Source organism: Bradyrhizobium sp. SZCCT0231, from assembly GCF_018130245.1.
Classification (GTDB): domain Bacteria; phylum Pseudomonadota; class Alphaproteobacteria; order Rhizobiales; family Xanthobacteraceae; genus Bradyrhizobium; species Bradyrhizobium japonicum_F.
On the sequence record NZ_JAFCKP010000043.1, the window covers coordinates 1 to 1,402 of the forward strand.

General features: G+C 61.3%; 1 protein-coding gene. It reads left to right on the top strand.

The features are described 5' to 3' along the window. Positions 1–2: 2 nt before the first annotated feature. Positions 3–1,402 (top strand): Fe-S cluster assembly protein SufB (gene sufB, locus JQ566_RS34420; protein ID WP_349643379.1); only part of this gene is annotated, 1,400 nt, incomplete at its 3' end.

The following is a 1,402-nucleotide window of genomic DNA, read 5'->3' on the forward strand; positions in this document are numbered from 1 at the left end:
GCATCGACGTCGACCAGTATCGTTATGGGTTTGAGACCCTGATCGACTCCGAGAAGGCCCCCAAGGGGCTGTCGGAAGAGATCGTAAAATTCATCTCACAGAAAAAGAACGAGCCCGCCTGGATGCTGCAGTGGCGGCTCGAGGCCTATCGCCGCTGGCTGACCATGCAGGAGCCGACCTGGGCCCGTGTCGAGTATCCCAAGATCGACTTCCAGGATCTCTATTACTACGCGGCGCCGAAGCCGAAGAAGACGGTTTCGTCACTGGATGAGATCGATCCGGAGATCCTGAAGACCTACGAGAAGCTCGGCATTCCCTTGCGGGAAGTCGCCATGCTCGAAGGTATCGAGCCGAAGGTGGGCGAGGAAGATCCGGCCCGCCGCAAGATCGCGGTCGATGCTGTGTTCGATTCGGTCTCGGTTGCGACCACGTTCAAGGCCGAGCTGAAGAAGGCCGGCGTGATCTTCATGCCGATCTCGGAGGCGATCCGCGAGCATCCTGAGCTGGTGCAGAAATATCTGGGCTCGGTGGTGCCGACCTCGGACAATTTCTATGCGACGCTGAACTCGGCGGTGTTCTCCGACGGCTCGTTCGTCTACGTGCCGCCGGGCGTGCGCTGCCCGATGGAGCTGTCGACCTATTTCCGCATCAACGAGCGCAACACCGGCCAGTTCGAGCGCACGCTGATCATCGCCGACAAGGGCTCTTACGTCTCCTATCTCGAAGGCTGCACTGCGCCGCAGCGCGACGAGAACCAGCTGCATGCCGCCGTGGTCGAGCTCGTCGCGCATGACGACGCCGAGATCAAATATTCGACGGTGCAGAACTGGTATCCCGGCAATTCGGAAGGCAAGGGCGGCATCTACAATTTCGTCACCAAGCGTGGCGACTGCCGCGGCCACAATTCCAAGATCTCCTGGACCCAGGTCGAGACGGGCTCGGCGATCACCTGGAAATATCCGAGCTGCATCCTGCGCGGTGACAATTCGCGCGGCGAGTTCTACTCGATCGCGATCTCGAACGGCTTCCAGCAGGTCGATTCGGGCACCAAGATGATCCATCTCGGCAAGAACACGTCGAGCCGCATCATCTCCAAGGGCATCGCCGCCGGCAAGTCGCAGAACACCTATCGCGGTCTCGTCACCGCGCATCGCAAGGCGACCGGCGCGCGCAACTTCACCGCCTGCGACTCGCTGCTGATCGGCGACAAATGCGGCGCGCACACCGTGCCGTACATCGAGGCCAAGAACTCCTCGGCGACGTTCGAGCACGAGGCGACCACGTCGAAGATCTCCGAGGACGTGCTGTTCTACTGCATCCAGCGCGGCCTCAGCCAGGAAGAGGCGGTCGGCCTCGTCGTCAACGGCTTCGTCAAGGACGTGCTGCAGCAGCTGCCGATGGA